Below are 13,608 nucleotides of genomic sequence, written 5' to 3'. Positions count from 1 at the left end.
ATCGCGACGGCCGAGCACGCGGAGTTTGATGTCTAAGAAACCTCCTGATCCACCTCGTGATGCTGCCGGCAAAGACCCGGCGGAAGACGCTCCTCGCGACGCGAACGACACCACTGCTCCGCAGGGTATTCCTGTCGTTTCGCGCAACATCGAGATCGCCACCGATGCCGCGGTCGCTTCGATGCGCGTCACGTACACAAGGCCATCGGGACCCGAGCACGAGCGCCGAACGCTGCCTCCACCCGTGCCCATGGAGCAGCTCGTCGAGCACATGATGCTCGCCGATTCCGACCGAGCTCCACCGCCGGACATCAAGCCAATCATTCGTGCCCCATCGGGTGACTCGAACCCTCCAGGCAGCGACGTGGACACCGTGCGCACGCGCATGGCGGACATGAATCGAGTTCCCTTGTCGCCAGCTCCAACGAGCGCACCGCAAGACGACGTGCCCACGGTTCCGCCGTATCCCGACGACGCGGATACGTTGCCTCCAGTGACCGTCGCGGACGACACCGAGCCGGGGTTTCGCCCTATGATGAGCGACAGGCCGCCACCTCCGCCGTCGGCCATCGACACGGCCGAAGCCGTGCTCGAAGAGTTTGGTGTCGAGTTCTTCAAGGGACGACCGAGCGTGAAGGATGCTCCTGCCGAAGAGGCGCCGCGCGTCCGTACGACGGAAGATCCATCACGCTCGAAGGCTCCGGAAGATCGTTGGCGTCCTGTGCCAAATTCTCGGCTCACACCGCCGCGGCCCATACGTCCAACCCATGACGTGATTCCTCCTTCGAGCTCCACAGGGCGCAGTCCCCCTGCGCGACGGCGCATTTCGGAAACCGGCACTCGCCCCATCGATACGCCGCCTCCGCCGAGCAGTCGGCGTGAACAGCCAAACGTGTCGGTCAGCGATCGGTTGCTCGAAGTGCGCGAGCGTTACGAAGCCGGCGATCATCGAAATGCTCTGCGTGTTGCCGAGGGCATTCTTCGCGAGCATCCCGATCATCTTGCCGCGCTCGGTTACGCAGAGAGCTCGAGGCAAATGCTTCGGCAGAAGTACTTGGCGCGTATCGGGGACATGACGGTCGTGCCGCGCATCAAACACGTGGCCATCGAGCTTGCGCGGGTAGGGGTCGATGCGCGGGACATTCTCGTCGTCGATGCGATCGATGGCGTCATGTCCGTCGAGGAGATTGTGGGGGCATCGGGACTCTCGACGCTCGATGTCTTGCGCGTCGTTCACGACTTGGTCGTCGATGGCCTCGTCGAGCTCGTTGGACACGCACCGGGACGCAGATGATTGCACCTCAAACGACAAACCGTGTCGGCTCGCGGTCGCCGCGACGTTCGGCATTCACGACCATTGCTTCGGTGTTCGGAGGTCTCGGCATGACCTTCGCGGCGGCGCTCGTGCTGTCGGCGGCTGCTCCTGCCGAGGCCGAATCGCCGCCTGCGCAGATCGCCCTGCCAAACTTCAGTGATGTCCCGGTGCCCGAAAAGGCCACGCACATCGCGAACTACACGCTGCGCGTATCGCTCGATCCCACGACGCATCAGGTGCGTGGCGAAGGGACGATCGTCTGGAAAAACGCATCGAACGTTCCGCAGAGCGAGATCTATCTCCACCTCTACTTGAACGCGTTCAAGAACGAGAAGACGATCTACATGCGCAACCTCGGGCGTGGATTCCGAGGCGATCCGCGCAAGAGCGATTTTGGTTGGATCAAAGTCTCCAAGCTCTTTGCGCGCGAGTTCGACAAGGATTTGTGGCCGTCCGCCGAAGCTCATTCACCCGGCGATCCCGACGACGAGACGGACATTCGTATTCCTCTGCCGCGTCCCATTGAGCCAGGACAAACGCTCACGTTGGACGTCGCGTGGTTGTCCGATCTGCCCACCGTCACGTTGCGCACGGGATACGAGGGCACGTTTCACATGGTGGGACAGTGGTTCCCCAAGCTCGCGCGCCTCGAACCGGACGGCCGATGGGCTCACTTTCCGTTCTACCGTTACTCGGAGTTCTACGCGGATTTTGGCGCGTACGACGTCACCATCGACGTGCCCGAAGCGTACGTCGTCGGCGCCACGGGCAAACTCCAAAGCGAAAAAACGGAGAACGGGCGCGTCGAGCGAAGGTTTGTCCAAGAAAACGTTCACGACTTCGTTTTCACGGCGTGGGACAAGTTCCAGGAGATCACCGCGAAGTCCGACGATGGCGTGGACATTCGGTGCTTGTTTCCACCGGGCTACGACAACGTCGCCAAGGCGCAGGTCGATGCAGCCAAGTTTGGCCTGACGCACTTTGGGGCGGCATACGGCAAGTACCCGCATGCAACGCTGACGCTCGTGCATCCGCCGCGCGGCGCGGAAGAAGCGGGCGGCATGGAGTACCCGACGCTGATCACGACGGGAGGCCAGTGGTATTCCGACAAGACAGGCGTGCGCAACGTCGAGCTCGTCACGCTGCACGAGCTTGGCCATCAATGGTTCCAGGGGATGGTCGCGACGAACGAGCACGCGTATCCGTTTCTCGACGAGGGGTTCAATTCGTACGCAGAAGGAATTGCGGCAGAAACGCTGTGGCCGGGAGCGTCCGGAGCGCGGCTCTTCGGAGGCCTGGGGATTTCGGTACCAGCGGTGTCGCGACTTCCTGCGATCGAAGTGCAGCACAACGAAGAGGTCGCTCAATCGGCAGCTCGGTTCGTGAGCGGTGGTGACTACGGCGCGCTCGTCTATTCGCGTACGGCGACCATCTTGAACACGTTTGCTCGGGTCTACGGCGAAGAACGCGTTCGTCGCGCAGTGGGTGTGTACACGAGGCGGTATCGGTACGCGCATCCGACGCCCGACGACATGATCGCGGTTTTTCGCGAAGAGCTCAGCCCCGTCGTTGCCGACAACTTGCGCGCCGCCATTTTCGACCGTGCGTGGGTCGACTACGGCATCGGGGACGTCGTTTCTACGGAGCGCGAACCTTTGAAGGGCGTGTTCGGTGATCCGGAAAAACCCGGCGCTGCTCCAGAGGTCGATACGCGCTACCACGGGCGTGTCATGGTCCGTCGTCGCGGAACGCTCGTGTTCCCCGTGGACATCGACATCGTCGCCGATGACGGCACGGTCAAACGCGTGCAGTGGGACGGGCAGGGGACCACGTTCGAGATCCCTTACGAGGGTGACCGAAAGATTGCCTATGCCGTCGTCGATCCGGAGCACCGCGTTTATTTGGACTCGAACCTTCTCGACAACGCTCGAGCCACATCACCGTGCGCATTTGCGCCACGCGTCTTTACTCGTGGCGTGATGGGCGCCGAGCTCTTCATGCAACTCTTTGCCCCGTGACGACGATGCAACACGCCGAAGAACGCCTCGAACATGCACCTGCCGCCTGGCGTCGTCCTGGTGCAGTGTTTGTCATGTACGCCTACCGGCTCGTGGTCGCATCGCTCGTTGCGACGCCGTTTGCCGTCATGTTTGGCGCGGCGACGGGTGGATATCCGCGCAGGGACGCCGTTCTTTTCGATGAAGGTGGCTTGCTCTTCATCGAAGCGATTCGGCGCTCGAACGCTGCGATGCCTCCGGTCACCATGGGCGCGCTCGCGCTGCTCGTGGTCGCTTCCTTCGCGAGCATCGTGCCCCTTGCGGCGCTCATCGGCGCGCTTTCAGCAAAGGGGCGCCTTACGGCTCGCGATTTCGGAGCATTCGCGCTTCGTCCCGTCGGCACCTTTGCGCTGCTCTTCGGCGCATTTGCAGTGGTCCAAGCCATCCTCGGAGCGATCGTGATGGCCATTGGCGGCGCAATATCTCGGCGTCCTTCGTTCGATGCGCCCGGGGCCGATCGCGTGAAGCTCGCTTTTGCCATTGCGGCCGTCGTGCTGGTGCTCGTGATCGGCGTCGTGCACGACCTTGCGCGCGTGACTGCGGTGCGTGACGAGCTTGGTTTTCGCGCGTCGTTGCGACGTGCGTGGCAAACCGTCAAGAAGTCGCACGTGAAAGTGTTCGGCGCGTGGGCTGCGCGCGCGACGCTCGGTGCCGTGATGCTCTTTGCGGGCCTCTCGATAGGGTCGCGCGTCGGCGTCGACACGGGTGCAAAGGTCGCGGCGGGATTCTTGGTGTACCAAGCATCCGTGATCGGAGCGCTCTTCTTGCGCGCTTCGTGGCTCGCGTCGGCCATTCGCCACGTCGATGCTGCTCGTCCAGTCGTCAACGCCGTGACGGAACCCGAGGAACCAGCCGTCGTGGAATTTGCGGCTCCGGCTGTCGCAGAGCCCGCGGCCGAGGTCGTTACAGAGCCCGAGCCTGCGGAACATGCAGAGGAAAACCGGTCGAATGGAGCGCATCCGTCCGCGGAATTGGATGTCGCAGCGACAGAAAAATCGGATCCGGCAGACAATCGATCCGCGGAAGCTTGACTTGCTCGCCGCCTCGCGTAACGTTGCGCCCGCGTCGCCACGAGGTGCGTCGCTACCGCCCAGGTAGCTCAGTTGGTAGAGCAGCGGACTGAAAATCCGCGTGTGGCCAGTTCGATTCTGGCCCTGGGCACCATCGAATCCCAGCATTCGTGTTGGCGTCACGCGTGACGCCCTGCCGAATGTTTTGCTCTCGCATCGCGAACCCGCTGCAAGACAAGAGCGCCTGGTGCATCATACGAACCGTCCGCGTGTGCTTCGCACTGCATGCGCGGGCCGGATTCTTTGCTTGTCATCAGAGGGCGATGCGTATGAAGGCTCGACGCGCATTAGGGATTGGAATCGTCGGCGTCGCGTATGCGGGCGTCGTGTTGTTCGTGGGATGCGGTGACACAGGCTCGCAAAGTGCGAGCGGTTCGTCGTCGACGAACGGGTCTGGTTCCGCGCAAGGTGGCGCCGGCGGAATGGGTGCTGGGGGTGACAATATCGGCGGCAACTTCGCCGGTGGCGCCAGCGGATGTTCCAACCTCGAATGCAAGCAAGTCACTTGCAACCCCGGCTCCGAAACCACCGTTACCGGCAAGGTCTACGATCCTGCGGGCAAGACCCCGCTCTACAACATCACCGTTTACGTTCCCAACTCCGCGCTCAAGCCTTTGCCCGAAGGCGCGAGCTGCGACCAATGCGGCTCGGTGCTCTCCGGCGATCCCGTCGTCACGGCCATCACGGACACGCAGGGCCAGTTCGTCCTCGAGCGTGTACCTGTTGGCGAAAACATTCCGCTCGTCATTCAAGTCGGCAAGTGGCGCCGCCAGATCGTCATTCCCAAAGTCGAGGCCTGCGTCGACAACCCCATCACCGACGCGTCGCTCACGCGTTTGCCCCGGAACCAAACGGAAGGCGACTTGCCGCGAATTGCGTTGAGCACGGGCAACGCCGATCCGCTCGAGTGTCTCTTGCGCAAGATCGGCATCGACGACAGTGAATTCACGCCACCCAGCGGCGCGGGCCGAGTGAACCTGTTCTCGGGTGTCGGCGGCACGAACAAATACGACACGACGCTCAACGGAGGCGCGTCGTTCGATGGCTCGACCAGCCTATGGGCCAACGTCGATAGTTTGTCCAAGTACGACGTCGTGCTGCTTGCTTGCGAAGGCGGACAAAATTCCGGCTCCAAGCCGCAGGAGGCGCGTCAGGCCATGTTCGACTACGCCTCCAAAGGCGGCCGCATTTTCGCCTCGCACTTTCACAACTACTGGCTCCAGCAGGGCCCCGCTCCATTTCCGGACACGGCAGTTTGGGATGACGAACCCGACTTGCCCAATCCCTTCACGGCAGACATCGATTCTTCATTTCCGAAAGGAGCCGCGCTTCGTGACTGGCTCGTCAACGTAGGCGCGTCGTCGATGTCCGGAAAGCTCGTCATCAAGGAAGGGCAAAACACGGTCGCTGCCGTCAATCCCGGCATCTCACGCCGATGGATCTATGGCGTTTCGCCGCAATCCATTCAGTACCTCACGTTCAACACGCCCATCGGCGTTCCGGAAGAACAGCAATGTGGTCGCGTCGTGTTCAGCGACATTCACGTGTCGTCCGGCGACAAGGTCAACACGCCTTTCCCGAGCGGCTGCACGACGACCGATCTTTCGCCGCAAGAAAAGGCACTCTTGTTCATGCTCTTCGATCTCTCGGCATGCGTTCAGCCCGACGACGACCCGCCCGTTCCGCCCAAGTGACGCGCGTTCACGTGTCAAAAACTGGCGCTCTGACATAGACGGGCTATGGGGGAGATGCGGCCATGCGCATCAACGCCTCCTTGTTGCCCTTCCTCGTTGCGTCGTCGGTTTTTGGTCTCGCGTGCACTGCCGCGGCCATCGATCCGCCGAAAAACACGCCTCCGCCCGCACCGCCGCCTCCACCTCCACCCGCGGTCACCGTTGCCATCTCTGAAGAGCCTCCTGCGCCGCATGCACCGGAACCTGCAAACGAAGCGAACGTCGTCGCAGCTCCTCCCGCAGCGCCTGCAGCGTGCCCGCCCGACATGAAGCTCGTCGATGGCGATTACTGCACGGAGGTCGAGCACAAGTGCAAGAAGCAGTGGTTCGACAAGTCGAACAAGAAGGTCGTGTGTGAGGAGTTCGAGCCGGTCGCTACGTGCGTCGGTGAGAAAGTGAAGAAGCGCTACTGCGTCGACACGTACGAATGGCCGAATCAGAAGGGCGTGCGGCCCGAGGTGATGAATCGGTTTCATCAGGCGCAGATCAAGTGCGCGGCCGTGGGCAAGCGCATGTGCACGGAGTCCGAGTGGAACTTTGCGTGCGAAGGCCCCGAAATGAAGCCATTTCCGCATGGGTTTGTCCGGGACGCTGCCAAGTGCAACGGCGATCATCCTTGGGATGGTCCCAACATGAAGAAGGTCGCCAAGCGTGATCCCGACGAGCTTGCGCGACTATGGCGTGGTGTTCCGAGCGGATCGCAGCCGAACTGCATCAGCGACTTCGGCGTCGCGGACATGCCGGCAAATGCCGACGAAGTCGTTGCCAGTGAGCAGCCCAAGAACAGCCGCCGCGCCCATTTCGACAGCGTGCACACGGGCGGCCCCTGGTACAGAGGCGTGCGAAATCAGTGCAGGCCCAAGGTCTACACGCACGATGAAGATTTTTATTATTACTTTCTCAGCTTCCGCTGCTGCGCCGAGGCCGATGGCAAACCCACCGATCCCCGAACGCCCTGGCAGCAGCGGGACAAGTGGACCATCGAGAAGGTCGAAAAACGCGCCGGTTTTACCATCGTCGACATGCAGAAGAAGCTCGAGCTGAAGAAGCAGGGGCAGTGCACGTGCTCTGACAAGGACATCCTGTGCAAGACGATGTGCGGCACGCTGCTCGGCCCGGGTGCGGTCGACGCTACGCACTAGTGCGACGGAAACGCCTCTACATACCGCATGAAACGCCGCAAATACGGCGTGTCGAACTGCACTTTCGTGATCCGGTCGAGCGTGATTGTCGACGGCATGTCGTCCCAGTGCCCGAGAGCATCCACGTAGAGCAGTGAAATCGTCTCCGAGCTGACGTCGAGCATGCGACCCAGATAGAACGATCCCTCTTCATCCGAGTCGTCTTCGCATTCGATGATCACATCGGAAAAGTGTGTTTGCAGCGATCCGAGCGCCGCTTGCAAGTTGCCCAGGTTGATCTCGATGGGGAGGTGCATGCCCCCGAGCAAGCCTTCGCCCGTGAGCATGCGATCCCAGTGCTTTTCGTGCGGGCCCCGCTCGTATGCCAGCACGTCCTCCAAGCGGAAGATCGTGTATCCGTCCGGATCGAAGTCATCGAAACAGTGCATCAGCCCGAGCTGAGGACTCAGACCGAGCAGGTAGCCGTGCAGCGAGGGTTCTGCGGACAGACTCCTTTCGATCCGTAGCATTTGAGCGGTCCCGATGTGTTCGGCCAAGGACGCGTACATGTTCGTGGAGGTCCCTACTTTCTGAGCATAGGGGGAGCGCGGGGTTTCGAGCAAGATTGCTCTCTCGTCCAGGTCGGGCGCAAGAATTTATACGGGGACGTGACGAACCCTGAAAGCGTTCCTGGCCACCGTGCGTTTTCTCCATCGAGCTACCGAACTTCGACAAAACTTTTTTAACTCGTCGTTGTCACAGAAGCTCCAGACCGCCCGATACGTCCAATGAACCGTTCGCGCTCGGAGGATGAGGAGATAGACATGAACACGCTCAGGACGCTCGCCGCTCGTTTCGCTCTTGCTTTCGCCACGCTTTCTGCTGCTGCCGCGTTTACTCATGATGCCCGCGCGTGTGGCGACGTGTTCATTCCCGAGATCGACCACCGCGTGCAGGGCTTGGCCAACGCCGAAAAGGCCCTCCGTGACGGCAAAATCGTTGCCGCTGCTCAATCCATCGTTCGCATGTTCCCCGAAATTCGCACCATCAACCCCGGCAAGGATGGGATGCTCGGTCGCGCTCAGCGCACGCTCGCCGTGGCGCTCGTCAGGACCGATGGCGCCATCGATCTCGACCCGACGTGGCGAGCCAAGACGCCCGAGCAGCGGGCGCAGAACGTAACGTGGGCCGTCTCATCCCTCGAGCGGCTCCGCACGCAGCGCAAAAACGACCCCGCCGTCGACACGGATCTTGGCGAGGCGTTGGCGAAGGTCGACGGGCGACAGGAAGAGGCTCGGGGGATTTTGCAGAGTTTGGCCGACCGTGACCTCATGGCGACCCCGCAGGGTTACGCGGCGCTTGGTCGTCTCCAACACCAAGCCGGAAATGCCGCGGCGCGCGATGCTGCAATTCAGCGTTGCAATGCGATGGCCAAAGATGCTGAAATCTGCAAGGTCGCGGCCTCGTCGGGGGGCCAAAGCTGATTGGGAAAGTGATCCATCGTGTTTCGCGCGTTCGTTCTTGCCAGTTTCGCTCTTCTCCTCGTCGGCTGTCGCAAGAACGAGCGCGCCGAGGAAGCCCCAAAACCCGCTCCTTCCGCCTCCGCTTCCGCTGCGTCTGTAACGGCGTATGCGGAACCGCCCCTCGGCGATGCGCAGCGCGGCAAAGCGCTCGTCGCCAAATTCGAATGCAATCGCTGCCACTCACTGGCCGACGTTGAGCCTCCAGCGCTCGATAAGGATTGTGTTCGTTGTCATCAGCAGATTCATGGTGGCACGTACAAAGCGTCCGCATCGACGCTTGCGAAGTGGCAGAAAACAATCGTTCATTTTCGGGATGCGCCGTCGCTCGTGGGTATTGGAGGACGGCTCCGGCGCGGGTTCATCGAACAGTTTTTGCTCGACCCGCGCGACATGCGGCCGCACATGGAAACGTCGATGCCGCGCCTTGAATTGTCCGCCGAAGAAGCGCGCGACATTGCCACGTATTTGACGGCAGGATCCGCCCCCGCCAAACCAATTTCACTGGATGGGGCAAGTGTCGAGCGGGGGAATGCAGTATTCGAGCAAAAAGGTTGCCGGCAATGCCACGAATACACGGGGGCTCCAAGGGCGGCGCTTCCCGCGGGAATGCCGCAGGTGGAAGGGACGGGGGAACGCCGAGGGCATTCGCTCGCGCCGGATCTTCGATACGTGCGAGATCGCATGAATGCGGGGGAAATCATTCGGTGGCTGGAAGATCCGGCCGCCGTCAATCCCGAGACGGCGATGCCGAAGACGCCGCTCACGCCCGAAGAAACGCGTGATCTGGCGGCATTTTTGGTGCAGCAGAACTTGGCGGCGAAGGTCGACAAGCCCATTCCAGCTCGATTGCCCGTGCTCACGCGTAAAGTGACCTACGAAGAAGTGAGTCAGCGCGTTTTCCGCAATACGTGTTGGCATTGTCATGCCGAACCGGATTATGCGATTGGTGATGGTGGTCCGGGCAATACGGGGGGATTCGGGTTCAAGCCGCGAGGGCTGAACCTGGCCGAATACGAAGGCATTCAAGCGGGATATGTGGACGACAAGGGCGAGCGGCGCAGCATTTTTACGAAAATGCCCGACGGCACTCCGAGGCTCGTGTATGCGCTGCTGGCGCGTTATCGTGAAGAAGCGGGGCAGCAGGATCCGACCATTCGAGGCATGCCGATGGGTTTGCCGTCGGTGACGATGGAGGACATTCAGCTCGTCGAGACGTGGATAGCGCAGGGTAGGCCGCAGTAATTACGTCGCCGCTTCCCCCAAATGCGCCGGGAATTGCTTCACCACGAGCAAATGCCACGCGCCTTCCACGGGATTCGTCGGCAATCGACAGAAATACCGCATCGATGTGCGCAGTGACCCGAACGTGCGCTCGACGTCTGCCCAATGCGCATGTGCCGCAACGTTGGACCTTACCGGAGGCGTCGCGTGGGGGTCCTTCCTGAATGACCGCGTGTACTCCAAAAGTCGCGCGTGATAATCGGGTTCTTCGACGACCGCGCCAATCGATGCTTGCCGCGGATGCGTGCCCGTCAGCATCGCTTCAATCTGTCGCTCGAGCTCGTCCAGACCGTCGTCCCACATTCCAAGCAGCTCCAAGTCGTAATGGGGATTGGCGTGAACGACCTGCATCAAATGACCGATGATCCCATCCTTCGTGCTAAAAAAACCGACCGGATCCGTGACGCTCGATGGTTCATCCAAAAATCGTAATACTTGGTGAAACCCATAATCAATCCCCATGGATGCGTAATATTCGGCCGCAGCGGGCGAAATCCAAAATCGCAGCATGTCTGCGGCGCCCACGAAGAGCTGCACGTTCGTCGGCGCTTGGTCGATGATTCCCGCGGCAATCAAACGCTCGAGACGCCGCTCGAGCTCGGCAGGGTTCGCGTATCCGCGGAGCGTTTGTGCAAGCCGCTCGAGTTTTTTGGCAAAATCGACGGGACCGCCGATCGCTTGCCTCATCAGACGCCAAGGAGAAGCCGTTCGTCGCGCGGTTTGTCCTACCATATCAAGGCATGGGCATCGGTACGTTCATCGGAGCTTCGTCCGCCGCTACTTTCCGCGCGTCGAGCCCTCCTTCGCCTTTACCACTCGCCGTCGTGCCGAGCAGCACTTGACCTGCGGCGAGCGACCCTGAACCTCGAAGGGCGCCCATGGCGTCTTTGGCAAACGACGCGCCCAGCGTGACATTGCGCAAAGTAACCGGAGGCGATTGAACGACGACGTCCGTCGGAGCCGTGACGAAAATGGCGGAACCATCGGGTTGGTCCTGTACGCACCCATCGACGCTGAACGTGTATCCCGTGGGTGGTGTTTCATTCGGCTCGTAATCGCTGTATTCGTCGACCGTGCCTGCTTTTTCGGAAGGAGGCACGCAGGCCGGCTCGGGAAGCAATCGGCAAACTTCCGACGAGGCGCATGGCATTGGACAACGATTGGGATCTTTGATACGATCAGCGTTCGTGCATTGACCGCGCACTTTGCCCGTCATCGGATCGACCTCCAAATAAGTCCAAAGCTGCACTTGCACTTTGAGCGGCTGCTTGATGTCGGCAAGCATGAAATAATAACCCGAATCGAAAACCGTCGACGGTGCGTTGCATTCGAGTTTGAACGTATAGCCGAACGAAAGCCGCTTGCGCGTCGTCGTCACGTTTCCCGCCAAATCCTTGAGTCCCTTTTCGACCAAAATGGCCAATTTCGGACCCACGGGCATCGATGCTGCAGGAACGATGCGCAACTTCGAATTGTTGTCGAGAAGCTCGGCAATTCCACCCACGTCACCGTCGACCGGATGCGAGCTGAACATGACGTCGAGCTCGTTTGTCAGATCCTCGTCTTCATCGGCGAGATTGCCTTCGATGTCCGTGACGACGCGAATCACCTTGATGTCAATCGTCGTCGGATCCACGGGTTCCGCGAATGACAAGATGATGGGCGCATTGGGATCGTCGAGCGTACCGTCTTCGGCGCCTTCGATGAACGGCGCTGGAGGTGCATCGTAAAGGTCGCCGCAACCCGTGAGCAAGGCGGCCGAAAGGACGAAAATTGTCGAGCAAAGACGTGTCATGGCCGTTTACCGCCTAAAAGTAGAACGTGGTGCGTCCCTGAACCAAAGCGCTTCGAGCGGCATAACCGTCGGCATTTTTCAGCGCATTGCCGGGGAAGAGGATGGCGCCTTCGAGGTCGAAGAGGAAGTGATCGAGGTACCTGTACGAAATGCGTGCATCGAGCTCGGTGCCCCAATAATTGCCAGGTTTACCGCCATTGAAGTTGACGAGATCGTCGTCAATGGTGACGCCATCGCGCGCGAGTAGTGATGCAATGGGATCCGCAACGGGAGCAGCCGCCCACGCGAAAAGCACGCCGCCGCGCAAAAGGAGTCCTTTCACGGGCCGGAAGTCGAATTGCGGAAAGAGCGCCACGGCATTGGTGAAGGATCCGCGCGTCCATACGGCATCCGGCGGGAAACTGGTCGCTCCGAGCCTCCGGATGAGCTCGTTGCCCGCCGCAGCGACGCGGGCGGTTTGATACGAAATGACATGCTCGAAGAGGAGCAAGCCCACGTTGGAATCTTCGGCGAACGTGAATTGTGTGAGCGGCGTGCGATTGTTGGGATCCGTATCGCCCGACGCATAATCGAATTCCATGTAGGCGGTGAACTTCGGTTTGTCGTAACGCACGACCGCGCGAGCGCCCCCTTGGAAAACCTCTTGATCCACCACGGGATCGTTCGTGATGAACTTGTAAGCAGCCGCAATTTCTCGAGTCGAGCCCACGTTCATCGCGCCTTCGACGGTCACGTGAAAGTCGCCGATTTTGGATATCGCTCGCGCGCCAAAGCTGTTCACTCGGGATGCATTGACATTGTCCCAGCGGTGCACGTAATAGCCACCAATGAACAGGTCTCGCATGGGGCCCAATTTCGGCGCCATGTAGCGCACGGCAACGTCGAATTGCTGCACGTCGTCGCCAAACAAATGCACGTCGTCGGTAACCCAACGATCGTAGGCCAGGGCCAGGATCATGCCGCGATCTTCGGATACGTCGCGCTCGGCTTTGGGCTTGAAGGCTTCCAGAGGTTTGGTCGCGAAGAGAATGCGGTCGACCAGGTTGCCCTGACGGCTGAATCCGAATCGATTGGGACGACCGTCACCATCGGCCGCTTGGACTCCCTGACCGTTGTTCGCCGCTTGCCGACCGACGCGCAGCAAGCCGAATGGAAGCGACACGTCGCCGTAGAGTTTGCGGAAGCGCACTTGCTCCTGCGAGCAAAGGCCGTAGCCGTAGCTGTCTTGCGAGAGCGCATCGGAGCCGCGCAGGGCGACGCAAGGAACGGCGATGTTCGGGCTTCGCGCGTTGATGTTCGTGCCGAAGTTGGGCCGCGGGCCGGCAACGAGGCTGCCGTTGTCGCCCCAAAGTGCGCCGTCGAGGACATCGGCGGACGCCTGAATGCGGACTTTGTCGCGGTAGTCGATGCCGAGATCGAGGCGCAGGCGATGTTCGAGCCATCCGACGCGCCTGCCGCTTTCGCTGTTGACCGCGAGTGGGTCGACGTAGAGCGCGTTGGCGCGGTACTCGGCGCCGGCGCGGAAACCTAGGTGTCCGAGCGCGTAACGCGGATTGGGAGCCTTCGGATCCGGATCCGACCAGGCTTCTTGTTGGGCATTCGCCGAACCCGCGAGAGTAACCGTCGCGAGGGCAACCGAGCAAAACAGGGCGGCAATGGTTCGCATGGGGACCGGAAAGGCAGACACGCAACGTACCTGCATCTCCGTGCAGA

11 protein-coding genes and 1 tRNA gene are annotated in these 13,608 nt (G+C 60.9%); 8 read left to right on the top strand and 4 right to left on the bottom strand.

Annotated features, from left to right (window positions below):
* Positions 1-28: 28 nt before the first annotated feature.
* From IPM54_29680 to IPM54_29655, 6 genes are all read left to right on the top strand, one after another.
* Positions 29-1,294, top strand: a complete 1,266-nt coding sequence (locus IPM54_29680; GenBank protein MBK9263959.1) for a hypothetical protein — start codon at positions 29-31, stop codon at positions 1,292-1,294.
* Entirely contained in the window at positions 1,291-3,333 is a 2,043-nt protein-coding gene (locus IPM54_29675) for a M1 family metallopeptidase (GenBank protein MBK9263958.1), read from the top strand. The genes IPM54_29680 and IPM54_29675 overlap by 4 nt, the downstream gene beginning before the upstream one ends.
* Entirely contained in the window at positions 3,330-4,403 is a 1,074-nt protein-coding gene (locus IPM54_29670; GenBank protein ID MBK9263957.1) for a hypothetical protein, read from the top strand. The genes IPM54_29675 and IPM54_29670 overlap by 4 nt, the downstream gene beginning before the upstream one ends.
* A 57-nt stretch (positions 4,404-4,460) precedes the next feature.
* Positions 4,461-4,536, top strand: a tRNA-Phe gene (locus tag IPM54_29665).
* Positions 4,537-4,741: 205 nt separating this feature from the next.
* Positions 4,742-6,136 carry a carboxypeptidase regulatory-like domain-containing protein gene (locus tag IPM54_29660; protein MBK9263956.1) on the top strand — a complete coding sequence of 465 codons (1,395 nt, stop codon included), beginning with the start codon at positions 4,742-4,744 and terminating at the stop codon, positions 6,134-6,136.
* A 62-nt stretch (positions 6,137-6,198) separates the two neighbouring features.
* Entirely contained in the window at positions 6,199-7,317 is a 1,119-nt protein-coding gene (locus IPM54_29655) for an SUMF1/EgtB/PvdO family nonheme iron enzyme (protein MBK9263955.1), read from the top strand.
* Here the strand turns inward: IPM54_29655 and IPM54_29650 are convergent.
* Complete coding sequence (locus tag IPM54_29650) at positions 7,314-7,826, bottom strand: hypothetical protein (protein MBK9263954.1); 513 nt, start codon at positions 7,824-7,826, stop codon at positions 7,314-7,316. The two genes, IPM54_29655 and IPM54_29650, sit on opposite strands and share 4 nt — an antisense overlap.
* A gap of 393 nt (positions 7,827-8,219) precedes the next feature.
* Here IPM54_29650 and IPM54_29645 point away from each other — a divergent pair, with 393 nt between their 5' ends.
* The gene (locus IPM54_29645; protein MBK9263953.1) at positions 8,220-8,780 is read left to right on the top strand and encodes a hypothetical protein; all 561 of its coding nucleotides are present in this window, start codon (positions 8,220-8,222) and stop codon (positions 8,778-8,780) included.
* Between the two features lie 18 nt (positions 8,781-8,798).
* Entirely contained in the window at positions 8,799-10,061 is a 1,263-nt protein-coding gene (locus tag IPM54_29640; protein ID MBK9263952.1) for a c-type cytochrome, read from the top strand.
* Here IPM54_29640 and IPM54_29635 read toward each other — a convergent pair whose 3' ends face one another.
* The 3 genes from IPM54_29635 to IPM54_29625 are packed head-to-tail and all read right to left on the bottom strand — an operon-like array spanning position 10,062 to position 13,561.
* The gene (locus IPM54_29635; GenBank protein ID MBK9263951.1) at positions 10,062-10,787 is read right to left on the bottom strand and encodes a hypothetical protein; all 726 of its coding nucleotides are present in this window, start codon (positions 10,785-10,787) and stop codon (positions 10,062-10,064) included.
* 46 nt (positions 10,788-10,833) lie between these two features.
* On the bottom strand, positions 10,834-11,895 hold the full coding sequence (locus tag IPM54_29630; protein ID MBK9263950.1) for a hypothetical protein: 1,062 nt from the start codon (positions 11,893-11,895) through the stop codon (positions 10,834-10,836).
* Positions 11,896-11,908: 13 nt separating this feature from the next.
* Positions 11,909-13,561 carry a hypothetical protein gene (locus tag IPM54_29625; GenBank protein ID MBK9263949.1) on the bottom strand — a complete coding sequence of 551 codons (1,653 nt, stop codon included), beginning with the start codon at positions 13,559-13,561 and terminating at the stop codon, positions 11,909-11,911.
* Positions 13,562-13,608 lie beyond the last annotated feature (47 nt).

The sequence above is a fragment of the Polyangiaceae bacterium genome (assembly GCA_016715885.1).
In the GTDB taxonomy this organism is placed as follows: Bacteria; Myxococcota_A; Polyangia; order Polyangiales; family Polyangiaceae; genus Polyangium.
Note: the sequence above shows the minus strand (reverse complement) of the source record. Positions and strands in the feature narration are given on the sequence as shown.